Genomic DNA, 17,298 nt, shown 5'->3' on the forward strand with positions numbered 1-17,298 from the left:
AAAGAAAAAGCGAATACCCGCTTTTATAACTTCCCCAGTCACCGTATCAGTCCCCTGCACTTAGCCTTGAAGGCTCAATGCGCCGCGCTCGTCGACCCGTTCCCCTTCGTCCCCCAGAAGATAAACGTCCCATGGGCCGCAGAGGTCACAATGTCCGGGGCGCCATCGCCATTCAAATCCGTGGCCACAATGTGTGAGCCGACGCCTGAGCGGTTATGGATCAGCTCCGGCACAAACTCCGCTCCGCCCGGAGCCTTCGGATTCCTTACCACGCGGTAGGAGTACAGTACCGGAGCTCCATACGGGTCTGGGTCGTTATATCCGAAGTGGGACATAAACCTCTTGCCCACGATAAAGTCCTTCACGCCATCCCCATCGATATCCGCGAACGCTGCTCCATGGGGTTCCGTAAACAGAACATCGCCGGCATTCTTCGTCTGGTAGTTGTCCATGATCATGTGGCGCTCAAAGGAGATCTCTCCACCCGCGCTCCGCTTCTGTTCGAACCACGCCAGTCCCCAGCCGTGCGCTTCAAGGCTCGTCACCACATCCGCCAGGCCGTCGCCGTTCACATCGTAGATCCCCATCTCCGCTCCACCCGCCGCGCCCTGCGACTTTCCCCATCGCCCGAACGCCACCGGATGATACTTCCACGGCCCCTTCACGCCCGGCGCGGGCTGCTCCCACCATCCCCACGCCGCCGCCACGTCGAGCCTTCCGTCGCCGTTGATGTCCCCCGTCCCGAGGCCATGCGAATTATTCGCCGCCCACGGGCCCGGCTCGGAGATCGGCGTCAGAACCCACGGCTTGGTCGGTGCGCTCGGGTCGGGCCGCGCATACACGATCGTTCCGCCGGGAACCCCCATGATGATTCCCGGTCTGCCATCACCGTACAAATCCTGGAACGCCGACTCTTCGATATAGACATCCGGCGTAACGACATACCGGTCCCACCGTCGCGCCTCTCCGCGCGGATTGACAAACAGTACTCCTGGACCATTTCCGTTGTTGCCCGTCGCGCACCACTCATCCGGCCAGCCGTCTCCGTTAAAGTCGTGCACGAAGTTCACCATGCAGCCGCGCGGATACTGGCTCGACGGATCGTAGCTCTCTGCCACATAGATCTCATGCGTTGTCGTGTAATCCGGCCCGAGATAATAGATCGGTCCGGTAACAATATCCGGAATCCCATCCCGGTTCACATCGGCCACCGCCGCCGTCCACGCATAATAAAGCTGGTTCAGCCGCTGAACATGGAAGTGGCTCGACACTACCTCCTTGGGCACGATCTTGACGTTCAGGTTCTTGTAACCCACATCCTTGAACCGCACCTCCGCCGTTCCGCCCACATACAGCGCGATCGGCCCAAAGTTTCCGGCATCGCTCACAGCCGCACCCGACGCCGCCGTCATCGGCCCTTCATTCACGATCGCCTTGGTCTGGCTTGCGTCCACGATGATCTCCAGCTCATTCCAGCCATCTTTGTGCAGCGTTCCTGCCGGCCGGTGCGCTGGAATATCCGGGGCCAGGTTTACGTTCGGCGCCAGCGCAAACTTTGGGACAAACGGCGCCTCGGTGGGTAACGGCTCATACATATACGTCACCGGATCGCCGCGTTTGCTTCCGGCCGGCCCCAGCTTCTCCCGCGTCAGCTCCCTCCCGTTCGCATCGAGCGTGATCCGGTAAGCGCCGACGTCGCCCTCGGTCATCGAAATGTAGATTCCCTTCATCCCGCCGTCCGGAGTTTTCTCCGCACGGAACAGCACGCCTGTCCTGCAGCCGGAGCCGCACTTGAAGTCTGCGACAAACCCCACATCCTGGTAGGACTGGTCGATCAACAGCCATCCACCCGCCGCACCCTTCGGCGTCCCCACGATCTCGCCGTTCTGCGCCTTCCACTCCGCCTGACCTACCGGATGCCACGCAGCCAGGCTCGATCCCGTAAACGTCACATCCGGAACAAACGTTCGCGGCGCAGCCAGGCAGTTCAAGGAAAAGAGCACTGCCGACGAAGCAGCAACAGCAGCCGATAAAAAGAACCTGCGCATGGAAAGCCCCCTGGCCCGCCGTATCGTTGGCAGGAGTCAATCGATCGGGCTTGCCTCGCTTTCGAAGCGATTCAAACAGTCCGTATCGTGACCCGCCGGGCGAACAGTCGGAACCCTATCACGCTTGTTTCAGTGCACGCAATACAATTCACCTTGCGTATTACGCAATGTAATCAAAGCGACTGGCAGCGTTCTGGTCGCTGTAAGACAAGCCTCGCGGGATTGGATTCATCCTGATGAGCCGCTTCGGGTTGATCAGTCGTCGACTTCCGAGAAGGGCGTTTATCAGGAGTAATCCTGTGCCCACCATCGTGGAACGAACAACTCACATTATGATGGGATCACGATGCTGAAGCGACCGACCTATGGCTGGATTTGGCTCGCCTGCCCGGTCTGCCTCCTTTTCGTGTACTGGATTCTTGGTTGGTTCGATACCTACACAGAAATAACTCCCACCCACGACAACATCCTGAATACCTGCTTCCTATTGGGCGTTGTGGGCGCGCTTGGTTTGGTGTTCGTTGCAGTCTTTGGTCGTCAAAGTCTCAAGGTTTGGCAACGTATATACCTCGCTATCGCTCTCGCCATGCTCGGCTTCCTCTCAGTCTTCTTACTAAGTAGCAGGATCGCTACCCTGGCTGAGAATCACTTGGATTTTCCAGCTGCTCGGACGCGAACCTTCTCCGGGTTTCTACTGATCAACCGCGCGTACCGGACGCATGGCAAAGGGCAAAGCTGGAACATCCAAACCATGCCGATCTGGTCGAATCTGGACATCACTCCTAGCGACTATGGCTACATGTTGAAGCATCGTCGTCCGGGAGACCCGGGACGCGATGACGATGAAATCTCCAGCAGAGGCTACTTTTGCGCTCACGTCCTCATGCAGCAGTCAGGAAACGCAGTACGCGTTCTGAATGCGGGAAGCCGTAAGTTGCCCAGTGGCACTGTAGTCATCTGCCCAGCGGGCGTGACTTCTCTAGTACCCTGAGGGTCCGTTATGGAACCTGGCACTTTTGAGCGCAGTCTTTAGTCCTCATAAGTCGGCTTGTGGGAAGTGACCAATTTTAATCAGCCAGGGCAAACACCGGCCGCTGAGATGATGAAGGCATGGCATTGAATATTCAAGAGCAATTCGGGCACATTGACATTTACGTTTTCGATCAAATTCTGCGAGGAAATATCGCGCCTGGAATGCGTGTTTTTGACGCTGGATGCGGATATGGGCGCAATCTGGTCCATCTATTACGCGAAGGCTGCGAGATATTTGCACTCGATCTGAACCGCGATGGTGTAGAGCACGTAAGGCGGCTTTCCGCTTCGCTGGGGACCGGGCTCCCCGCAGAAAATTTTCAAATTGCTCCCATTGAACAGATCCCCTTCCCAGATGCCTTTGCCGATGTTGTGATCTGTAACTCTGTGCTTCACTTCGCTCGAGATGAGGAGCATTTCAGGGTGATGCTGGCGGAGTTATGGCGAGTTCTAAGACCTGGAGGAATGCTGTTCTGCCGTCTGGGCTCGAGGATTGGCATGGAGTTCGAGCGAGTACGGGAAGGTCGATTTTTGGTGGGAGACGGTTCAGAGTGGTTCCTGGCAGATGAAGAAATGCTTATGGAACTCACGGAGGAGATGAACAGCGTACTTGTGGACCCATTGAAGACCACGATCGTGCAAGACTACCGCTGCATGACGACCTGGGTTCAAAGGAAACGACGCTAAATGTCTCTGCTTCGGTCATTACAATAGCATTTTGTGGGACTGACGCAGCGGTGGCTGGCAAGGGCAGGATCTCGCAAACCGGCGTCAACAATGGCGATGTATCATAGGCGCGTGTCCAAACCATCTGAAACATTCCCCTCTCTGAAAGCTGGTGAGACCGCCGAACCCTCGCGTGTCGACCGTCGTGAATTTATCAAAACGAGCTCTCTGGCCGCCGGTGCGCTGGCCTTTGGCGCGCCTGCATTTTTGCGCGGTCAGAATCTCAACAGCAAACTGAATATCGCCTGCATCGGAATCGGCGGGAAGGGCCGGAGCGACACCGATGCCTGCGCCGGCGAGAACATCGTCGCATTGTGCGACGTGGATTCCGGTTCCGCGGCTTATGAGACTCAGACGAAAAAATATCCAGACGCGAAGTTCTACAAGGATTACCGGCAGATGCTGGATCAGATGGGCGACCGGATCGATGCGGTGACGGTTTCGACGCCGGATCATATGCATGCGATCGTGGCATCGGCGGCGATGAAGAGGAAGAAGGCCGTATTTTGCCAGAAGCCGCTGACGCAGACGATCTATGAAGCACGCTATCTGCGGGAGATGGCGCACGACAAAAAAGTTGTCACCCAGATGGGCAACCAGGGCAGCGCCTCGGACGGTTTGCGCCGCGCCGTGGAGACGATTCAGGACGGTCTGATCGGACAGGTGCATGAAGTCCACGTCTGGACGAACCGTCCGATCTGGCCGCAGGCCATGGTGCGTCCGGCTGGAGAAGACCCGGTTCCTTCGACCCTGGATTGGGATGTCTGGATTGGGCCGGCTCCCATGCGCCCCTACAAAGGCAGCAGCAATCCGAAGGCTGGAATTTACGAGCCGTTCAACTGGCGCGGCTGGCAGGATTTCGGAACCGGGGCGCTCGGTGACATGGCCTGCCACACGGTCAATATGCCGTTTCGCGCATTGGATCTCGATGCCCCGACAGAGATTGAAGCAATGCCTCTCGGCCCGATGAACAAGGAATCGTATCCCCTCGGTTCGAAGATCCGTTTTGCCTTTCCCAAACGCCAGGGCCGTATTCCCTACGAGCACCCGCATCTTTTTCACCGCTACAAAAAGATTGAGCACGATGCGGTGACATTGTGGTGGTATGACGGCGGGCAGCCCGACCCGGCAGCCCGTGGCGGCCATGATCTGAGCAACAAGCCCCCAGTCGAGTTGACTGCCGACATCCTCGCACTGCAGGGCAAGATACCCGACAGCGGCTGTCTGCTGATTGGCGATGGAGGGACGGTCTTCTCACCGGACGACTATGGGACGAATTTCTTCATCAAGCTAAAGGGTGAAGAAAAATTCGTCCACTACCTCGAGCACCCGGCGATGGCGCAGTATCCGGAGCGCATTCCCCGCAACCACCATACCGGGAATCTCGTTCAGGCCCATGCGCATGAATGGCTCGATGCTGTCAAAGCTGACAAACCGGAGATGTGCTACTCGCGCTTTGACATCGGCGCGCGTCTCACGGAGATCATGCTGCTGGGCTGCGTGTCTTTGCGTGTCGGCCAGAAGATCGAATGGGACGGACACAAGATGGTTGCGAAAAACTGCCCTCAGGCGGCGCCGTTTATACGACGGCAGGATCGTTCCGGCTGGGCTCTTTCGTGATCTAAAGCCTGCCCGGCAATGCCGGGCAGGCTTTAGGGTGTATCCACATATATTTGAACTCGGTCACGCTTGTCTCAAGGATGCATCATGGCGGTTCGCAGGATAGGGCAGTGGGTTAGGAAATTCATTCCTTAATAGCCAGGAGATACATTCCTTGCAATCCCATGAAGTGTCATCCTGAGCGAAGCGCAATAAAACAGCGAGAGCTCCGCTCAGGATGACACCTCCGGAAGGCCTCAAAAGAAACTGGCCTGGCGATTCTCCCAGGCCAAAGCGCTCTATGTGAATACACCCTAGCGTAACGATCCGTTTTCAGAATCGATCGTTGCTCATCGAAGCAGTTAACGCCGCAGCAGGTCCACCGGCTCATTCACATCTTCGATCCGGAAGTGCGATGCAAGCGCCGGATGACGTTCGGCAATTGCCCGGTACATCTCCCACGCTATGCGCCTGTAACTGAAGTGCCCGGCCACGCCGGACCTCAGCTCCGCGATATAGAGCGCCTCGGCGAAGTCCATCTTGAACATCGAGCGGCATCGCGTTCCCAGAGGGAGAACATACTGCGCCGACTGCGGGGCTTCGGGCACACCGGAGTCGCGCAGGCTCCTATAGACGGCGAGCGCTGCTTCCATCGCCGCGGTGTACTCCTTCTCGATACCGGCCTCGGCCAGCGTCGGCTGTCCAGGGCAGACCGGCTCCTCGTAGCCGTGCGCATCGGTGTACCTCTGCAGCAGCTGCACGCAGCGGCGATGGCGATGCATATCGCGGAAGCCGCCGATGTCCATCAGGATGTCGAAGCGGAATCCCTGCCCGGCGCTGAAGGCCCGTAGAAGCTCGTCGTGCCTTCCACGATGCTTCGTTCCCAGCGCGATCAGCTCATCGCGCCGCGCAGCCGGAAGCGCGGCCACATTCGAACGCAGCTGCCGGTATGGATAGTGACAGTTGGGATAAAGGAGCGAGGTCGCCAGCTCCACCTCGAGCGGCTCCGTGTCGTCGAGCAGATCGACCACGGGAGCAGGATCGATCGCCTGGCCAGCCATCAGCTCCCCGGCTGCTGCCGTCAATTCTGCGCAGCTCTCCTTCTGGTATGCATTCTCGACGGCATACTTCACCAGCGTGGGAGCCGTCTTCACGGGACGCATCAGCATCTCCGTCGCGCGTTGCGCGCAGAACTCGTGGACGGAGCCAATCTCTTCGCACAGTACCTGCGCATCGGCGTGGTAGACGTTCCATGCGGGTTCGGTTGCTGCGATGCGCAGCTTTTCGGCGATCTGTCGGACCTCGGCAAACGGGCTGGTCAGCAGACGCGAGACCTGCGTCTCGAGCGTCCTGGCATTCACAATCTGGCCGAGTGACGTGTTGGTTGCCAGCGGCAGCAGATAGCGCGCCACATCGAACGCCCGCGCCTTCAGGGTGCGCTCGTATGCCTCCGGCTTCATCGTCTCAGGCCGGACAATCGCGGATTTCAGCGCCTCCAGCATCCCCGCGGAGACGCCCTGGTAGGCATGAAAGAGCTGCTCGACTGCTTTCGTAAACTCTCCGGTCCTCTCGCCCAGGCTGGGCGTGTACCAGCCGGAGCGCCGGAAGTCCTGGTAGCGCGTGGAGCGCTCCTGCCCGTCCCAGCGCTGCTCATCCACGACCTCGATCGCCGCCAGCAGACTGAGCCGCTCGATGGCAAACGGGATGTGCGCAAGGTCGGCAATCGACCGATGTCCATATTGGAAGTAAAAGGTGTTCAGAAACTGCTCGGCGCGCTGGGCGCTGATCTCGACCAGCGACTCCTTCATGCTCAACGCGGAACGCGAATACTTGGCCATTGCATAGGCCAGCACTTCGGGGTCGGCTCCGTGGATCGCATAGACGTCGGTTTCGGCAGATGGGGAAGGAATCTTCTGGTCCGGCATGGTGAACCACAGGATACGTCACCCCGAGCATCGCGTCTTCTCCCGGAGAATGCGTTTCAGCGCCACCCTCATCCTCCCGCAGCTTCGTATAATTTGTAGGCATAGCATCGGAGGTTCATTGAGCAATCGCATCGCACTCGTTACAGGAGCATCACAGGGTATCGGCCGCGCGGTCGCCCTCGAGCTGGCTCGCCGCGGAGCCCACGTTGCCCTCGCCGCAAGAAATGTGGAAAAACTGGCTGCCGTCGAAGCTGAGATTACCTCCGCCGGAGGAACCGCCAGAGCCTTTGCGCTCGACGTCGCCAACGAAGAGTCCATCAAGAGCGGCGTCAAAGCCGTCCTTGAGCACTTCGGCAAGGTCGAGATCCTCGTCAACAACGCCGGAATCACCCGCGATATGCTCTCCATGCGGATGAAGCGGGCCGACTGGGACGATGTTCTGCTGACCAACCTGACCGGAGCCTTCCTCGCCTCGCAGGCGGTGATGTCCTCCATGGTCAAGAATCGCTGGGGCCGCATCATCAACGTCACCTCCGTCGTCGGAGAAGTGGGCCAGGCAGGTCAGGCCAACTATGCCGCCTCCAAAGCCGGCCTGATCGGCCTGACCAAGTCTCTCGCCCGCGAGCTGGCCAGCAGGACGATCACCGTCAACGCCGTCGCCCCCGGCTATATCGAGACCGCTATGACGGCCGTCCTGACTGACGAGCAGAAGAAGATGAACGCACAGTACATTCCGATGGGCCGCGTCGGAACCGACTCCGAGGTCGCCCATGCCGTCGCCTTCCTCGCTTCTGAAGAGGCAAGCTACATCACCGGTCACACGCTCGATGTGAACGGTGGAATGCACATGGGATAGTTTCCCGGGAATACGCGCATGCCTATTGCCATCTGCGAAGCCAGCCATAACTCCGAAGTCGCCGCAGCGCGCCTGCTGATGCGCGACTATGGAGACTACCTGGCGCACAATCCCTCGGGGGCCGAAAGCATCTGCCTCGCCAACTACGAGCAGGAGCTTGCAACGCTTCCGGCAGGCTATGCCGTCATCCTGCTCGCTATGGTCGACGATGAGCCCGCCGGGTGCGTCGCTCTCCGCGAGCTCGACCGGCAGCCACCCTCCTGCGAGATGAAACGCCTCTGGGTCGGGTCCCGTTTTCGCGGACTCGGCCTCGGACGCCGTCTCATCGAAGAAGCCATCCGGTGGGCCTCTTTGCAGGGCTTCGATTTCATGTACCTCGACACCGTTCCCGCGGCCATGCCGGAGGCAGTCAGGCTCTACACCTCGCTCGGCTTCGTTCCCGTGGAGCGCTACAACCAGAACCCGGTGGACGGGCTCGCATTCTTTGCGCTCCGTTTAAAGTAATGTCCGATAATGTGAGAAAGTTTTGTTGCTGTAAGAGGTTCCACCTGCGCCTGGGGTTCAAGTAAAACTTAAACAAATCGCCTCATCCTGCTCCAGGCGAACCTCCGGTGGTACCAACGTCCATCTGCAACAAAGATAAAGATTGACCCTTGGCGCTGCCGCTGTTTACTTTGTGGCTAATGGGAACCATGCAAACACTTTCTGCCGACCTTCAAAACGAGTCCCCTGAAGCTCTGTCCATTGCGATGAACATCGGGAATACGATTCGGGGCTATCGCCTCCAAAAAGGGATGTCCCAGGGCGATATCGAAAAACGCACAGGTCTTCTCCGCTGTTATCTTTCACGGGTCGAGAACGGACACACCGTTCCCTCGCTGGAAACCCTGCAGAAGATCGCCCGCGCCCTCGACCTGCAGTTGGCTGAGTTTTTCGCCGAAGAGATGGTCAGCAAGGAGATGTCTTCCCTGCACCTCGACGAGGATGAGATCCGGTTCCTGACCCAGGTGCAGCGTTACTCCGCCAACCTGAGCGAGAACGATCGCCGCCTGCTGCTGGCCATGGTACGCAAGTTCGCGCAGACCGCGCTCAGCTAACGCACCGCAAACAAACGTCCAGCGCAGAGTCGAAGATGCCCGCTATCGGATTCGCATAACCGGATCCGACCCGGCAAATTCTTCGTCCTGTCACAAATACCGCATACCATGACCGCGTGACTACCCGCCGCGAGTTCCTCACCATCCTCGGCGCCACCGGCGTCGCTGCCGCAGCGCCCTCTTCTCTGCCGGCCGCTCCCCAGCCCGAGTCGTTCACCTTTATTTTCCTGACCGATACCCACATCCAGCCGGAGCTGGACGCGGCCAGGGGAACGGACATGGCCTTCAAAAAGGCGCGCAGCATCCGGGCCGACTTCGCCATCCAGGGCGGAGACCACGTCTTCGATTCGCTGGCCGTCCCCAAGCAGCGTGCGCTGTCGCTCTACGACCTCTACGAGAAGACCGAGCAGGATCTCGGCATGAAGGTGCACCACACCATCGGGAACCACGATGTGGTCGGCATCTTCCCCCAGAGCGGAGTCCCGCCGACCGACCCGCTCTACGGCAAGAAACTCTTCGGCGACCGTTTCGGCAAGCTCTATTACTCGTTCGACCACAAGGGCCACCACTTCCTCGTGCTCGATTCCATCGGGGTCACCTCCGACCGCTCCTACGAGGGCCGCATCGATGCCGCCCAGATGGACTGGATCAGGCAGGACCTTGGCGCTGTGCCTGCGGGGACGCCGATTATCGTCTCTGTCCACATCCCCCTGGTGACGGCGTTCGACTCCTACGTCCCTGTCCCCGCAACACCCCCGGCGCACCATGGCATGTCGGTAGCGAACTCCGCTGAGGTGATCAAGCTCTTTGAGGGCCACAATGTGCTTGGAGTCCTGCAGGGGCACACCCACATCAACGAGCGGGTGGAGTGGCACGGCATCCCCTACATCACCTGTGGGGCCGTCTCCGGCAACTGGTGGAAGGGAACGCGCATGGGGACGCCGGAAGGCTTTACCGTCGTGAATGTCGCCGATGGCAAGCTCACTACCCGCTATGAGACTTACGGGTTCAAGTCGGTCGATCCCCAGAACACCTGAGATTCAGCACACCTGATCCTCAGCGCAGATAAGCAGCAAGACGCCGCTTCATGATTTTGACGGCGTCCGCATTCCGGTCCACCAGGACGAACCGTCGCCCGTGCTTCGCTGCCGCTTCACCTGTCGTTCCGCTTCCGGCAAAGAAGTCGAGCACGGTGTCTCCCGGCTTCGAGTGGACCTTCACGATCCGCTCCAAAACTCCCAGAGGTTTCTGGGTGGCATAGCCGGTCTTCTCCTTACCCGTTGGGGAGACGATGGTGTGCCACCAGACATCCGTCGGGGTCTTGCCTCGCGAGGCCTTCTCGGCACCCACCAGCCCCGGAGCCATATAGGGGATGCGGTCGCTCTCGTCGAGGTTGAAGGTGTAGCGCTTCGGGTCCTTCGTGTACCAGAGGATGTTGTCGTGCTTGGCTGGCCAGCGCTTTTTGGAGCGCGCGCCGTAGTCGTAGGCCCAGATGATCTCGTTCTGAAAGCAGTCGCGGCCGGAGACAGTACCGCCGTTGCTGAAGATCTCATCCAGCATCACCTTGCAGTAGTGGACCTCGCGGTAATCGATGTGGAAGAAGAGCGAGCCTTCCGGCGCAAGAATTCTGTAGGCTTCTTCAAGGCGAGGGCGCAGGAATCCGAGGAAGTCGTCGAACTGGTCGTGGTAACCGTTATTCTCGCCTTTGGTGGTTATGGCCTCGGTGCGGTAGCGTCGGCCTCCGAAGCCGGTCCGGTCCCCGGCCTCATCGCGAACCGTCCGCAGCCGGGGCCGCTTCTGGACGCGGCCGGTATTAAAGGGTGGGTCGATATAGATCAGCTCGACGGATTCGCTCTCCATCTTCTGCAGAACCTTGAGGTTATCCCGCGTCAGGATGCGGTTCCCGGTTTTCGTCGACCCGTTCGCTTTCATCTTCTCCTCAACAGTAACTCAGTCTTTGCCTTCTTCCGGCTGGCGTGTATTGTTTTCTGCGAGCCTGAAAACTTTTCAGGCGAGGGACTCCCATTCGAACGATCTTCGCAATGCTGTCGGACCGCGGGCGGGTGAGACGCCATAACGAGGATGCGTGCGCCGCTGCGCCCCTGCACAATATCTTTGTTGTCTGCGACGGCATGGGGGGAGCCGCAGGTGGCGAGATCGCCAGCCATCTGGCGGCCGAAATCTTTGTCGCCCAGTTATCGCAGAACGGCGCAGAAGATCGCCCACAATTCCGGCGCCTGCAATCTCAGATTGCAGGCGCAGTTCAGGCCTCGAACCGGGCCGTCTACCAACAATCCCGCAAGACTCCGCACCTGTCCGGAATGGGAACGACGCTCGCAGGTCTGGCCTATACTCCGACCGTGCACGACGACGCGGCGCAGCTTTCCGAAGCGCCCTTATGGGTGGTGCATGTGGGCGACAGCCGGTGTTACCGATGGCGCCAGCGACGGCTGGAGCTGCTGACGGAAGACCATTCCCTCGTCGAGGAGCAGGTCCGCGCCGGTCAGATTACGGCAGCGCAGGCGCTGGAATCGCCGATGAGAAACGTCATCACCCGGGCCGTCGGTACGGAGCCGACAGTGGTCCCGGAGATCCACGAACACTACCCCCAGGCAGGCGACCTGTACCTTCTGACCTCCGACGGCCTGCCCCGCGAACTCTCCGAGAGCGAGATCGCGTCGATCCTTTGCAAAATACCCGCGGAGCCGACCCAGGCAGCGCTGCAGTCTGCCTGCCGGCAGCTGGTGGAGGCAGCCAATCAACGCGGCGGCAACGATAACATCACGGTTTTGCTGGTGGGGTTCGTCCCTGACTGAACCCGGTGAAGAGGACTTGGCTTATGAGCGAGATCAGAACGATTGCCGTGCTGGGCGCAGGAACCATGGGGAACGGCATCGCGCACGTCGCGGCCCGCTCCGGGTTCCATGTGCTGCTTTGCGACATCGCGCAGAATCTCCTGGAGGGCGGACTCGCCACGATCGAAAAGAACCTGGGGCGCGAGGTTGCGAAGGCGAAGATCACCAAGGCGGAGGGCGACGCGGCCCGCGCTCGCATCGACCCTGTACTCGATCGCCAGGCGCTCTCGCGGTGCGATTTCGCCATTGAGGCAGCGACGGAGAGGTTCGAGATCAAACGCGAGATCTTTCGCGATCTCGACCGGATCCTTCGCCCCGAGGTCATTCTCGCAAGCAATACCAGCTCCATCTCGATCACAAAGCTGGCCGCGCAGACCTCCCGGCCTGGAAGAGTGATCGGGATGCACTTCTTTAATCCGGTCCCGATGATGCAGCTCGTGGAGGTGATCCGGGGCCTGCAGACCACGCAGGAGACATACGACAACGTGCACAGGCTCTCGCTCGCGCTGGACAAGACTCCCATCGAGGTCAACGATGCTGCGGGCTTCGTCTCCAACCGTGTGCTGATGCCTCTGATCAACGAGGCCATCTTTACGGTGATGGAAGGTGTCGCCACCGCCGAGGCCGTGGACAGGATCTTTCAGCTGGGGATGGCTCACCCGATGGGGCCGCTCACGCTGGCTGACTTTATTGGGCTAGATGTTTGCCTGGACATCATGCGCGTGCTCGAAGAGGGAACAGGCGACCCGAAGTACAGGCCCTGCCCGCTGCTGATCCGCATGGTCGATGCCGGGTGGCTGGGCCGAAAGACGGGGCGGGGCTTCTATGTTTACAGCTAAGCTGTAGCCGCAAGGCATTGCATCGTTGACCTGATTCGTCTCCGCAAATCTTTTCCATGAGGCGTCATCCTGAGCGGAGCGCGTCAGCGCGGAGTCGAAGGATCCGCGGTCTTGCCCGGCTTAGCCACCATCCTGAACCGCGGATCCTGCGACTGCACTTCTCGCGATAAGGCTGCGAGAAGCTCCGCTCAGGATGACACTTCTGCGGGGACGGCGAGGATGGTATCCCCGAATCGACGGCAATTATGCCGGACTGCCCCCTACCCGGCGTAACTACCATCATGCATCTTTGGGGCATCCGTCTCCGATTTCGGACATATGACAGATACCGGCGTAGTACACCTGGCACTGCAAGCTCTGCATGGGTACAGGTACACTACCGTGCAGGGAGATTCCATGCCGAAAGAGATGTACTTTGAGGATTTCTACGTCGGCCAGAAGATGAATTCGGTCGCGAGCGCCAGGGTTACCGCCGAGGAGATCAAGGAGTTTGGCCAGAAATACGACCCGCAGCCGTTCCACCTGGACGAGGCTGCCGGCGAAGGTTCTTTTTTCAAGGGCCTCGCTGCATCGGGCTGGCTTACAGCCGCGATTGTCATGCGGCTACGGGTTCAGTCGGTTCCGGTTGCTGGCGGCATGATCGGCGCCGGGGTGGAGGAGATGCGCTGGACCCAGCCGGTGCGTCCGGGCGATGCCATCCGCACCGAGATCGAGGTCGTGGGGGTGCGCCATTCCAACTCCCGGCCAGACTACGGCGTCGTCCGCACGCGGACCCTCGCCTACAACCAGCGCGACGAGGTGGTTCTGCGCTCTACGGTCAACTTCCTCGCCCCTCTGCGCTCCGCTCCGCAAAAGTGACAGAACAGGAACGTGCCTCCCTTCCATCGCTCGTCGACCAGGTGGTCATGCTGGAGACCGCTCAGGGGGAACACCTGGTCGTACAGGTCCTCTTTGTTTTCGACGAAGGCGAGACGCCCGACCTGTTTGGCATCGAGGTCATTCCCGGGGCAAAGGGAGGCTGGCTGAGGAAGAGTGATGCGGGACACTCTATTCTTCTCGACGATATCGTTCGCGTCATGCCGGTGATCGCTGCTCCGGGGGAATCACACCAGTAACCTCCCTGAAAAACTCACAGCAATCCGGCGTATCTTAAAGAACCATGATGCAAATGACAGTGCTCGCCTCGGGCTCCAAAGGGAACAGCACCGTCATCTCCTCCTCAAAGACCCGTGTCCTGGTGGATGCCGGTCTCTCGTGCCGCGAGCTGATGAAACGCATGGCCACGGTCGGGGAGGATCCTGCGAAGCTGGACGCCATCCTCATCACGCACGAACATCAGGATCATGTCAGCGGACTGGGCGTTCTGGCCAGAAAGCTGGGAATCCCCGTCTACTTCACCGAGCCTACGCATCGGGCGTGGGTGAGGATGATGAAGCCACGCACGACGATGTCGTATGCGCAGTGGCTGGCGCATGTGCAACAGGAAAAAGAGGCCCGTGCACAGGCTGTTGCTGCCAGCTCTGCTTCTGAGCCGGGCATCTGCGACAGCATGTCGGCTGCCGTGGAAGCGCCCTCGGCGCAGACGCTGTGCGAAGAGCCGGACGAGCCGGAGGCCGCGGCGCCGAAGTCCAAGGCAGATCCTGCCTCTTTGCCTGCCGTTGAGTACTTCCATTCCGGGCGCCAGTTCGTCATCGGCGATATCGAGATCACTCCCTTCACGATTCCGCACGACGCTGCCGATCCCTGTGGATTTGTCTTTTCGTCGGAAGGGATCCGCATGGCTATAGCGACAGACCTCGGCTACATGCCGCCGAATGTGAAGGCCGCGCTCAAGCGCATTGACGTTCTGTTGATTGAGTCCAATCACGACCTGGAGATGTTGAAAGACGGACCGTATCCCTGGAGCGTGAAGCAACGCGTCCTGTCGCGCGTAGGGCATCTTTCCAACCTGGCGATGGCCGAGTTTCTGGAACGGGACTATGACGGCAGCGCGGCCTATGTGGTGCTGGGACATCTGTCGGAGTCCAATAATGCCCCCGAGCTGGCCCGCATGACCGCCGAACAGGCGATGATGAGCCATCCGACGCTGCTGGGCAATCGAATTGTGCTGGCGGAGCAGGCTGCGCCGCTCGATCCTATCTACCTATAAAACAGATACTTAGCCGCGGGGGAGAACCCTCCGGGTACACGGTCGGCTACGCAGGAGAAGAATCTTTCTGCCGTTGGAACTATCAAAAACGGTAGAATAGAAGTCTGAACAAATGATGAAAAAGATTGCATCGCATTCTGCTGTTTCAAGTCGGCATCACCGCGACGCCTGCACCGACCAGGTCGTGGGGGCGATCCTTTCGGGGTGGCGATATGACATCTCGGGAATTTCGGCAGCGATGCGGACGGACTATGAACAGCATTTTGCTGAGTGCAGCTATTGTCGCCGCCGTCAGCGTATCGCCCGCACCATCGATGTTCTGCTGATCTCCGTAAGCACGCTTTCGATTGTGGCCTTTCTGCTGGCCGTCGTGATCATTCACAGGTTTGAGCTGATTACGCACGTGGGTAAGGTCGAGTTGCACCTGAATCAGGCTCACGCCGTCGCAATCTCTCTGGAAGCCGTAGCCGTCGTCGGCTTGGTGCTCTCGACGCTGCTGTGGGTTCTGGTGGCCGTGGCCACGCCTCTCCCCGGCTTTCTGGGAGAGATCGTCCAGCAGCATCTTCCATCCGATCTTCGCAACCGCTTTACCAAGGCAGCCTGAACTTCGACAGGGGTCAGAACACCTGGGGCTAAGAAGCCCCGTTCACTGTACCGGTCTTCGTCTCAGCTTCAGTGTTTGGTAGCTTAGAAGGAAAGACCCCATGTCATTCTCTTATCAGCCTGAAGGCGAGGTTCTCCCGCCGCACGGTGACCCTCCGGGCGCCTACATCGCAGAAGAGGTTCCTGCGCCCCGTCGCCGTACCCGCAGCATTCTTTCTGCCCCGGGAACCTATGTGCTGGTAGGGATCAACTGCGCCGTCTATCTCTGGATGGTGCTCCATGGCGTCGATCCGGCCACTCCGACTCCGGCGCAGCTGATTCACTTTGGCGCCAACGTTCCTTTGCTTGTACTCCACGGACAGTGGTACCGGCTGCTGAGCGCCATCTTTGTGCACGTCGGTCTGATCCATCTTTTGACCAACATGTGGTGCCTGTGGAACCTGGGGCTGCTGGGAGAGCCGTTGCTGGGTCCCTGGGGGATGACGGCGGTCTACGTCCTTACCGGCGTGGCAGGAAATCTGCTGAGCCTGCTGGTCAATATCGTGATGCACGATGTGGTCTCGGTGGGAGCAGGCGCCTCGGGCGCGGTCTTCGGAATTGCCGGAATCCTGATTGTGCTGCTCTCCAACCGCAAGTTGCCCATTCCGGCCTTTGAACTCTATCGGCTGCGGCGCTCTGTGATCCAGTTTGCAGGCCTGAACCTTGTGATCGGGCTGGCGACGATTGTGTTGCCGCTGATCCGCATCGATAACTCCGCCCATGTGGGAGGATTTCTCTCCGGCCTGGCGCTCGGGGTTCCGCTGGTGCCGCGAATGACCAGCGGCCGTGCGCGCTACCTGGCCCGGCAGAAGGTGACGTTCGCGGTTGCTGCACTGATTCTGGCGCTGTTCGGCCACTGGATCGCCAACCTTCGATAAGGCCGTTGTTCCCGGTTGAGGTGCATCGGGACGTGTCACCTCAACCGAAAGGCCTGGTAAAGGAACGGGGATCCAAGGATGACACAGTCCGAGAAGGCGCGCAGGACATTCCTGGACGAAGTGCCTCAAGAAACCATGGCCTGCTGTGCCGGCACAGTCGTTCGGGAAAGCATTTAGAATCAGGCGATGAAGTATCTGGTGGCTCTGCTCGCAGTCGTGGGGATCGTCGTCGCATCGATGGCTCTGCATGTGCACTACATGGACCCCTCACAGGCGCCCCCCTGCGCCGTAACGGAGCGGTTCGACTGTGGCGCAGTGAATCACGGCCGTTTTGCGGTCTTTCCGCCGCGATCGTTCGATGAACCGGCCACCGGCGGACATCATATTCCGGTTGCTACCGTGGGAATTATTGGCTACGCTGCGATCGCGGTGTTTGCGCTGGCGGGATGGTGGTGGCTGGCCTTTCAGGCATCGTTTGCAGGTTTTCTCTGCGCATGCTTCCTCAGCTACATTGAGGCATTCATTATGGAGAAATGGTGCATCTACTGCTTATGGTCGCAGGGAATTATGACAGCGATTCTACTGCTCACGGCAGTGATGCTCGCCATGCGGACACTGCGGGCACGGCGATACGAACGCTAGAAAGGTGGAA

General features: G+C 59.5%; 18 protein-coding genes. 15 read left to right on the forward strand and 3 right to left on the reverse strand.

Features of this window, described 5'->3' with window-relative positions; translation table 11 throughout:
* Positions 1 to 74: 74 nt before the first annotated feature.
* Complete coding sequence (locus GWR55_RS10280; protein WP_162402190.1) at positions 75 to 2,048, reverse strand: family 16 glycoside hydrolase; 1,974 nt, start codon at positions 2,046 to 2,048, stop codon at positions 75 to 77.
* A gap of 346 nt (positions 2,049 to 2,394) precedes the next feature.
* Between GWR55_RS10280 and GWR55_RS10285 the strand changes: the two genes are divergently transcribed.
* The 3 genes from GWR55_RS10285 to GWR55_RS10295 all read left to right on the forward strand — a co-directional run bounded on the left by GWR55_RS10285 (position 2,395) and on the right by GWR55_RS10295 (position 5,426).
* Positions 2,395 to 3,039: a hypothetical protein gene (locus GWR55_RS10285; protein WP_162402191.1), complete on the forward strand. Its 645-nt coding sequence runs from the start codon at positions 2,395 to 2,397 to the stop codon at positions 3,037 to 3,039.
* Positions 3,040 to 3,158: 119 nt separating this feature from the next.
* On the forward strand, positions 3,159 to 3,767 hold the full coding sequence (locus GWR55_RS10290; protein ID WP_162402192.1) for a class I SAM-dependent methyltransferase: 609 nt from the start codon (positions 3,159 to 3,161) through the stop codon (positions 3,765 to 3,767).
* A 111-nt stretch (positions 3,768 to 3,878) separates the two neighbouring features.
* Positions 3,879 to 5,426 carry a Gfo/Idh/MocA family protein gene (locus GWR55_RS10295; protein WP_238398325.1) on the forward strand — a complete coding sequence of 516 codons (1,548 nt, stop codon included), beginning with the start codon at positions 3,879 to 3,881 and terminating at the stop codon, positions 5,424 to 5,426.
* Positions 5,427 to 5,767: 341 nt separating this feature from the next.
* On the opposite strand, the gene GWR55_RS10300 is transcribed toward GWR55_RS10295, so the two are convergent.
* A complete protein-coding gene (locus tag GWR55_RS10300) occupies positions 5,768 to 7,330 on the reverse strand; it encodes an FAD-dependent thymidylate synthase (RefSeq protein ID WP_162402193.1) in 1,563 nt (520 codons plus the stop codon).
* A 106-nt stretch (positions 7,331 to 7,436) separates the two neighbouring features.
* On the opposite strand from GWR55_RS10300, the gene fabG reads away from it, so the two are divergent.
* The 4 genes from fabG (at position 7,437) to GWR55_RS10320 (ending at position 10,320) form a co-directional block, all read left to right on the forward strand.
* Positions 7,437 to 8,186, forward strand: a complete 750-nt coding sequence (fabG, locus tag GWR55_RS10305; protein ID WP_370521433.1) for a 3-oxoacyl-[acyl-carrier-protein] reductase — start codon at positions 7,437 to 7,439, stop codon at positions 8,184 to 8,186.
* Positions 8,187 to 8,204: 18 nt separating this feature from the next.
* Positions 8,205 to 8,690 carry a GNAT family N-acetyltransferase gene (locus GWR55_RS10310; protein WP_162402194.1) on the forward strand — a complete coding sequence of 162 codons (486 nt, stop codon included), beginning with the start codon at positions 8,205 to 8,207 and terminating at the stop codon, positions 8,688 to 8,690.
* Positions 8,691 to 8,878: 188 nt separating this feature from the next.
* On the forward strand, positions 8,879 to 9,283 hold the full coding sequence (locus GWR55_RS10315; RefSeq protein WP_370521126.1) for a helix-turn-helix domain-containing protein: 405 nt from the start codon (positions 8,879 to 8,881) through the stop codon (positions 9,281 to 9,283).
* A gap of 116 nt (positions 9,284 to 9,399) precedes the next feature.
* The gene (locus GWR55_RS10320) at positions 9,400 to 10,320 is read left to right on the forward strand and encodes a metallophosphoesterase (RefSeq protein ID WP_162402195.1); all 921 of its coding nucleotides are present in this window, start codon (positions 9,400 to 9,402) and stop codon (positions 10,318 to 10,320) included.
* Between the two features lie 19 nt (positions 10,321 to 10,339).
* On the opposite strand, the gene GWR55_RS10325 is transcribed toward GWR55_RS10320, so the two are convergent.
* The gene (locus tag GWR55_RS10325; RefSeq protein ID WP_202925489.1) at positions 10,340 to 11,215 is read right to left on the reverse strand and encodes a site-specific DNA-methyltransferase; all 876 of its coding nucleotides are present in this window, start codon (positions 11,213 to 11,215) and stop codon (positions 10,340 to 10,342) included.
* A 131-nt stretch (positions 11,216 to 11,346) separates the two neighbouring features.
* Between GWR55_RS10325 and GWR55_RS10330 the strand changes: the two genes are divergently transcribed.
* The 8 genes from GWR55_RS10330 (at position 11,347) to GWR55_RS10365 (ending at position 17,288) form a co-directional block, all read left to right on the forward strand.
* Positions 11,347 to 12,099: a PP2C family serine/threonine-protein phosphatase gene (locus GWR55_RS10330; protein WP_238398327.1), complete on the forward strand. Its 753-nt coding sequence runs from the start codon at positions 11,347 to 11,349 to the stop codon at positions 12,097 to 12,099.
* Positions 12,100 to 12,122: 23 nt separating this feature from the next.
* Positions 12,123 to 12,977: a 3-hydroxybutyryl-CoA dehydrogenase gene (locus GWR55_RS10335; protein WP_162402197.1), complete on the forward strand. Its 855-nt coding sequence runs from the start codon at positions 12,123 to 12,125 to the stop codon at positions 12,975 to 12,977.
* Positions 12,978 to 13,373: 396 nt separating this feature from the next.
* Complete coding sequence (locus tag GWR55_RS10340; protein ID WP_162402198.1) at positions 13,374 to 13,835, forward strand: MaoC family dehydratase; 462 nt, start codon at positions 13,374 to 13,376, stop codon at positions 13,833 to 13,835.
* Positions 13,832 to 14,092, forward strand: a complete 261-nt coding sequence (locus GWR55_RS10345; RefSeq protein WP_162402199.1) for a hypothetical protein — start codon at positions 13,832 to 13,834, stop codon at positions 14,090 to 14,092. The genes GWR55_RS10340 and GWR55_RS10345 overlap by 4 nt, the downstream gene beginning before the upstream one ends.
* Before the next feature lie 44 nt (positions 14,093 to 14,136).
* Positions 14,137 to 15,126, forward strand: coding sequence for an MBL fold metallo-hydrolase (locus GWR55_RS10350; RefSeq protein WP_162402200.1), 990 nt, complete (start codon positions 14,137 to 14,139; stop codon positions 15,124 to 15,126).
* Positions 15,127 to 15,238: 112 nt separating this feature from the next.
* Positions 15,239 to 15,730 (forward strand): hypothetical protein, encoded by a 492-nt coding sequence (locus GWR55_RS10355; RefSeq protein WP_238398328.1) that lies wholly within the window; start codon positions 15,239 to 15,241, stop codon positions 15,728 to 15,730.
* 100 nt (positions 15,731 to 15,830) lie between these two features.
* Positions 15,831 to 16,646 carry a rhomboid family intramembrane serine protease gene (locus tag GWR55_RS10360; protein WP_162402201.1) on the forward strand — a complete coding sequence of 272 codons (816 nt, stop codon included), beginning with the start codon at positions 15,831 to 15,833 and terminating at the stop codon, positions 16,644 to 16,646.
* Between the two features lie 186 nt (positions 16,647 to 16,832).
* Complete coding sequence (locus tag GWR55_RS10365) at positions 16,833 to 17,288, forward strand: vitamin K epoxide reductase family protein (RefSeq protein ID WP_162402202.1); 456 nt, start codon at positions 16,833 to 16,835, stop codon at positions 17,286 to 17,288.
* The last annotated feature ends 10 nt before the right edge of the window (positions 17,289 to 17,298 follow it).

It is taken from the genome of Edaphobacter sp. 12200R-103 (assembly GCF_010093025.1).
Taxonomy (GTDB): Bacteria; Acidobacteriota; Terriglobia; order Terriglobales; family Acidobacteriaceae; genus Edaphobacter.

What these genes read in the sequence shown, in the direction of transcription:
- GWR55_RS10280 (WP_162402190.1), bottom strand. Translation starts at nt 2,048, where the DNA reads ATGCGCAGGTTCTTTTTATCGGCTGCTGTTGCTGCTTCGTCGGCAGTG.
- GWR55_RS10285 (WP_162402191.1), top strand. Translation starts at nt 2,395, where the DNA reads ATGCTGAAGCGACCGACCTATGGCTGGATTTGGCTCGCCTGCCCGGTC.
- GWR55_RS10290 (WP_162402192.1), top strand. Translation starts at nt 3,159, where the DNA reads ATGGCATTGAATATTCAAGAGCAATTCGGGCACATTGACATTTACGTT.
- GWR55_RS10300 (WP_162402193.1), bottom strand. Translation starts at nt 7,330, where the DNA reads ATGCCGGACCAGAAGATTCCTTCCCCATCTGCCGAAACCGACGTCTAT.
- GWR55_RS10310 (WP_162402194.1), top strand. Translation starts at nt 8,205, where the DNA reads ATGCCTATTGCCATCTGCGAAGCCAGCCATAACTCCGAAGTCGCCGCA.
- GWR55_RS10315 (WP_370521126.1), top strand. Translation starts at nt 8,879, where the DNA reads ATGCAAACACTTTCTGCCGACCTTCAAAACGAGTCCCCTGAAGCTCTG.
- GWR55_RS10325 (WP_202925489.1), bottom strand. Translation starts at nt 11,215, where the DNA reads ATGAAAGCGAACGGGTCGACGAAAACCGGGAACCGCATCCTGACGCGG.
- GWR55_RS10335 (WP_162402197.1), top strand. Translation starts at nt 12,123, where the DNA reads ATGAGCGAGATCAGAACGATTGCCGTGCTGGGCGCAGGAACCATGGGG.
- GWR55_RS10340 (WP_162402198.1), top strand. Translation starts at nt 13,374, where the DNA reads ATGCCGAAAGAGATGTACTTTGAGGATTTCTACGTCGGCCAGAAGATG.
- GWR55_RS10350 (WP_162402200.1), top strand. Translation starts at nt 14,137, where the DNA reads ATGATGCAAATGACAGTGCTCGCCTCGGGCTCCAAAGGGAACAGCACC.
- GWR55_RS10355 (WP_238398328.1), top strand. Translation starts at nt 15,239, where the DNA reads ATGATGAAAAAGATTGCATCGCATTCTGCTGTTTCAAGTCGGCATCAC.
- GWR55_RS10360 (WP_162402201.1), top strand. Translation starts at nt 15,831, where the DNA reads ATGTCATTCTCTTATCAGCCTGAAGGCGAGGTTCTCCCGCCGCACGGT.
- GWR55_RS10365 (WP_162402202.1), top strand. Translation starts at nt 16,833, where the DNA reads ATGAAGTATCTGGTGGCTCTGCTCGCAGTCGTGGGGATCGTCGTCGCA.